Here is a 5,168-nt window from a genome sequence, read left to right on the forward strand (position 1 = left end):
CCCCCCCCCCCCCCCACCCCCCCCCCCCCCCCCCCCCCCCCCCCCCCCCCCCCCCCCCCCCCCCCCCCCCCCCCCCCAACCCCCCCCCCCCCCCCCCCCCACAACCCCCCACCCCCACCGGGCCCTCCTCAAACCCCAACCCCCCCAAAAAAACCCCCCCCACCCCGTTTTTTTTTTGCCGCTTTTTTTGCTTCAGGGGGTCTTGGCGGCTTCGGCGACCATCCAGGCGTCCATGCGCTGCTCAAGCACCGACAGGGGCAGTGCGCCGTCGGACAGCAGCGCGTCATGGAAGGCGCGCACATCGAAGCGATCACCCAGCCGGGTCTGCGCGCGGGCGCGCAGTTCGCTGAGCTTGAGCTGGCCGATCTTGTAGGCCAGCGCCTGGCCGGGCGTGCTGATGTAGCGGTCGATTTCGTTGGCGATGTCGAGTTCGGCCTTGGGGGCGTTGGCAGCGAAATAATCGATCGCCTGCTGGCGCGACCATCCCTTCGAATGCAGGCCCGTGTCCACCACCAGCCGCACCGCGCGCCACATGTCGTAGGCCTGTTGGCCCATGCGGTCGTACGGGTCATCGTACAGGCCCATGTCGTAGCCCAGGCGCTCGGCGTAAAGGCCCCAGCCCTCGATGAAAGCCGTGAAGCCGCCCTGCTTGCGGAACATCGGCTGGTCGGGCATTTCCTGCGCCAGCGAAATCTGCAGGTGGTGGCCGGGCATCGCCTCGTGCAGCGACAGCGCCAGCATTTCCCAGCGCGGCCGGGACTCGGGCTTGTACAGGTTCACGTAGTAATAGCCGGCGCGCAGCCCGTCGGCGGACGGGCGCTGGTAGTAGGCGGTGGTGGTGTCGGGCGCAATCGCCGCCGGGATCGGGATGATGCCGTAGGGCGTGCGCGGCAGCCTGCCGAACACCCGCACCAGCTCGGGGTCGATGCGGCGGCTCATGGCGCGGTAGTCCGCCAGCAGCGCCTCGGGCGTGGCGTGGAAGAACCTGGGGTCGGTGCGCAGGTGGGTGAAGAAAGCCGCCAGGTCGCCGTCGAAGCCGACTTCGGTTTTGATCTTTTCCATCTCGCCACGGATGCGCGCTACTTCACCCAGCCCGATCTGGTGGATCTGGTCCGCGGTGAGGTCGGTGGTGGTGTAGCTGCGCGCCAGGTAGTCGTAGTACGCCTTGCCGTTGGGCAGGTCGCCCGTGGCGACCGAAGCGGGCGTTGCCGGCAGGTAGGTCTGGTTGAAGAAAGTTTCGAAGCGGGCGATGGCCGGCAGCACCACTTCACCCACGGCAACCTTGGCCTGCGCCCGCAGGCGCGCCTGTTCGGCGGCGGGGATGCTGTCGGCCATGCTCAGGAAAGGGGCAAAGAAGCTGCTTTCCTCGACGGTGGCCGCACGCTGCGCGGCGATCTGCGCCGGCACGCGCTGCATCACCGCTTTTGGCGGCACCCAGCCAGCGGCGATGCCTTCGCGCATCAGGGCGATCGACTGGTCGACGAAACCGCCATAGGCGCGCAGTCGGGCGATCCAGTCGGCGTAATGCTTTGCCGTTTCAAAGCGGAGCGCGGGCGCCATCTGCACGGCCAGCAGGTGCGGCCCGCCGCGCTGATCCACCGGCATCAGGTGGGTGGGGTAGCCAAAGCCGGCGATGTCGGTTTCGAGCTGGCGGCGGTAGATGTCGTGGTTGAGCTGGTCGGCCGGCGACAGGGCGTCGCGTGGGATGGCCAGCAGGGCGGTCAGCGACGCGCGCGTGGCTTGCTGCTGTTTCGCCACCGCGGCGCTGGAAATGTCCGGCATCGCGGCGTTGTAGCGCGGGTCGCCCAGGTAGGTCGCCATCAGCGGACGCTCGGCCAGGCTTCTCTGCCAGTCGGCTTCAAACAGCGCATGCAGCGCACGCGCCGGGTCGTTCACCTGCGCCTGCACCGCCTGGGTCGGCGCGCCCGGCGCCATCCCCGGCGCGGCCAGCGCCACGGCCAAAGCCACCACCAACATCAGTCGACGCATGTTCGTCCTACTCCAAGGAATACAGCCGCCATCAGGTGCGCAGGCCAATGAAAAAAGGCCCGCAGGAACGCGGTCAGGTTACTTCTTCGCCACGCTTTATTCCCGGATAACTTAACCTGGCCCCGCTCTGGTTAGTCGGAGGCGGTGCGGCCGGCGCGCAGGGACAGGTGCCAGCGGACGGTGCGTGCTTTGGCGGGATCGCCCCAGGCGCGGGCGAAATCGTCGGCCAGGTCGGACACGGCGTCGCGACCGGTTTCGCGCAGGCAGCGCTGGCTGGCGGACCAGGTGCGCAGGTAGGCCAGGTACTGGTCCAGGGCCCAGGACTGTTCCATCGAGAAGCGCGGCGCGTCGGCAATCACTTCAAACGGGAACGACAGCGCGCGATAGCCGTTCTCGACGTGGCGGCGTTCGGGCGGCCAATACGGGCCGAGCTGGTTTTCGTACAGCTCATGGAATACCGCATCCACCGGTCCGTCCACCCGCGACTGGCCGTAACACCACACCGCGACCACGCCGCCGGGCCGCAGCACGCGCTGTGCCTCGGCGCCGAAGCGGCCCTGGTTGAACCAGTGGAACGCCTGCGCGGCGGTCACCAGGTCCACGGAATGGTTGTGCAGCGAGCAGATCTCGGCCGACTCCACCCGCCAGGTGATGCGGGGATCCTCCGGGGCGTTGGCGATCTGTTCGGCACTGGGGTCGCTGGCGTGCACGCGCCGGAAATGGTGCGCCAGGGCCAGGCTGGCCTGGCCGTTGCCGCAGCCCACGTCCCAGACCAGGTCGTGGTGCAGGCACTGGTCGGCCAGCCACTGGAACAGCTCGGGCGGGTACGTGGGCCGCGCCGTGGCGTAATCGCCGGCGTGGCCCGAGAAATGATCCTGGAAACTCATCCCTTCCCCCTGGCTTGACGGTTGATCCGGGCTACTGGGTCAGCTCGCGCCACTGGCCGGGCGGCAGGCCTTCGAGCCGATGCGGGCCGACCGCGATGCGCAGCAGGCGCAGGCAGGGCAGGTCCACTGCGGCCACCATGCGCCGCACCTGGCGGTTGCGGCCTTCGGTAATGGTGAGCTCCAGCCAGCTGTCGGGCACCGTCTTGCGGTGGCGTACCGGCGGATCGCGCGGCCACAGCCAGTCGGGCGCGCCGATCAGCACCTGCGCCTTCGCCGGGCGGGTGGGTCCGTCGGCCAGCGTGACGCCGGCGCGCAGCTGCGCCAGGTGTTCGTCGCCGGCCTGGCCTTCCACCTGCACCAGGTAGGTCTTGGGCCAGTGGAACTTGGGCGAACTGATGCGCGCGATCAGCGGACCGTCGTCGGACAGCAGCAGCAGCCCTTCGGAATCCTGGTCGAGCCGGCCAGCGGCATAGACGTCGGGCGGCAGCGTGAAGCCGGCCAGCGTCGGGCGGGGTGGCACCGTCTTGTCGGTGAACTGGCAAATGACGCCGTAGGGCTTGTTGAAGGCAATCAGCATCCCTGCAGTGTAGCGCCGTGGGACACTGCGCGCCTTACCGCCGCCGTCCAACGCCCGGAAAACCCCATGTCCCCTACCCACCCCCTGCGCCGCCTGGCCGGCTTCGCCCGCCCCCAGCGCCGGAATGCCGTGCTGGCCACGGTCTATTCGGTCTTGAACAAGTTCTTCGACGTGCTGCCCGAGCTGCTGATCGGCGTGGCGGTGGACGTGGTGGTGAACCAGGAAGACTCGTTCATGGCCCGGTTCGGCCTGCCCGACCCGCTGCACCAGCTGTACGCGCTGGTGGCCCTGACCATTGTGGTGTGGGTGGCCGAGTCGGCGTTTGAATACCTGTATGCGCTCAAGTGGCGCGGCCTGGCCCAGGACCTGCAGCATTCGCTGCGCCAGGCCGCCTACGGCCACGTGCAGAAGCTGCCGCCAGCCATCATCGAGCGCGAGCGCAGCGGCCGGCTGATGGCGCTGATGAACGAGGACGTGAACCAGATCGAACGCTTCCTCAACACCGGCGCCAACGAACTCATCCAGGTCGTCGTGTCGTCGCTGATGGTGGGCGCGGTGTTCTTCGTGCTCACCGCCGACCTGGCGGCACTGGCGATGCTGCCCATTCCACTGATCCTGATCGGCGCGTTCTGGTTCCAGAAGCGGCTGGCGCCGCGCTATGCCGCGGCGCGCGAAGCCGCGGCCACCGTGTCGTCGCGGCTGTCGAACAACCTGGCCGGCATGGCCACCATCCAGGCCTACACCGCCGAGGACTTCGAGGCCGCGCACCTGCGCGAGGCGTCCGACGGTTTCCGCGCCAGCAACGCCGAGGCCATCCGCTTCTCGGCCGCCATCACGCCGGTGATCCGCATGGCCATCCTGGCCGGCTTCGTGGCCACGCTGCTTTACGGCGGCGTGCTGACCTTGCGCGGCGAGCTGGGCGTGGGCAGCTATTCGGCCCTGGTGTACCTGACCCAGCGCCTGCTGTGGCCACTGACCCGCCTGGCCGAAATGACCGACCTCTACCAGCGCGCCATGGCCTCGGTGGACCGCGTGATGGACCTGCTGGACACGCCCGTACCGACGCGCGGCAGCGCCCCGCTGCCGGCCAGGCCGCGCGGAGAACTGTCGTTCGAACGCGTGGGCTTCGACTACGACGGCCACCCGGCGCTGCACGAAGTGGACCTTCGCATACCCGCGGGCGCCACCGTCGCATTGGTGGGCGGCACCGGCGGCGGCAAGAGCACGCTGCTCAAGCTGCTGCTGCGCTTCATTGATCCGGTGCGCGGCCGAATTGCACTGGACGGCTTCGACGTGGCCGGGCTGGACCCGGCAGCGCTGCGCCGAAGCATCGGCTACGTGGCGCAGGAACCCTTCCTCACCGACGGCACGGTGGCCGACAACATCGCCTACGGCGAACGCAACGCCGACCGCGCCAAGGTGGAGGCCGCGGCGCGTGCGGCCGAGGCGCATGCCTTCATCGCCGCCATGCCGCAGGGCTACGACAGCCCGGTGGGCGAGCGCGGCAGCCAGCTGTCGGGCGGCCAGCGCCAGCGCATCGCCCTGGCGCGCGCGCTTTACCGCGACCCGGTCATCCTGGTGCTGGACGAAGCCACGTCGGCGGTGGACAACGAAACCGAAGCCGCCATCCAGCGCTCGCTGGCCGTGGGCGCGGCCCGCCGCCCCCCCCCGGGGGGGTGGGGCCCCCCCGGCACCCCGGAACCCCCCCCCCCCCC

At 69.5% G+C, this 5,168-nt stretch carries 4 protein-coding genes; 1 reads left to right on the forward strand and 3 read right to left on the reverse strand.

Features of this window, described 5'->3' with window-relative positions:
- Positions 1-192: 192 nt before the first annotated feature.
- From K0M70_RS02855 to K0M70_RS02865, 3 genes are all read right to left on the reverse strand, one after another.
- Positions 193-1,989, reverse strand: coding sequence for a DUF885 domain-containing protein (locus K0M70_RS02855; RefSeq protein ID WP_290779015.1), 1,797 nt, complete (start codon positions 1,987-1,989; stop codon positions 193-195).
- 131 nt (positions 1,990-2,120) lie between these two features.
- On the reverse strand, positions 2,121-2,876 hold the full coding sequence (locus K0M70_RS02860; protein WP_290779018.1) for a class I SAM-dependent methyltransferase: 756 nt from the start codon (positions 2,874-2,876) through the stop codon (positions 2,121-2,123).
- A gap of 31 nt (positions 2,877-2,907) precedes the next feature.
- Positions 2,908-3,453, reverse strand: coding sequence for a pseudouridine synthase (locus K0M70_RS02865; RefSeq protein ID WP_290779021.1), 546 nt, complete (start codon positions 3,451-3,453; stop codon positions 2,908-2,910).
- Between the two features lie 66 nt (positions 3,454-3,519).
- On the opposite strand from K0M70_RS02865, the gene K0M70_RS02870 reads away from it, so the two are divergent.
- Positions 3,520-5,168, forward strand: a 1,649-nt coding sequence (locus K0M70_RS02870) for an ABC transporter ATP-binding protein (RefSeq protein WP_290779024.1), incomplete at its 3' end; no start/stop codon positions are given.

This window comes from Arenimonas sp. (assembly GCF_019459675.1).
In the GTDB taxonomy this organism is placed as follows: Bacteria; Pseudomonadota; Gammaproteobacteria; order Xanthomonadales; family Xanthomonadaceae; genus Arenimonas.

What these genes read in the sequence shown, in the direction of transcription:
- K0M70_RS02855 (WP_290779015.1), bottom strand. Translation starts at nt 1,989, where the DNA reads ATGCGTCGACTGATGTTGGTGGTGGCTTTGGCCGTGGCGCTGGCCGCG.
- K0M70_RS02860 (WP_290779018.1), bottom strand. Translation starts at nt 2,876, where the DNA reads ATGAGTTTCCAGGATCATTTCTCGGGCCACGCCGGCGATTACGCCACG.
- K0M70_RS02865 (WP_290779021.1), bottom strand. Translation starts at nt 3,453, where the DNA reads ATGCTGATTGCCTTCAACAAGCCCTACGGCGTCATTTGCCAGTTCACC.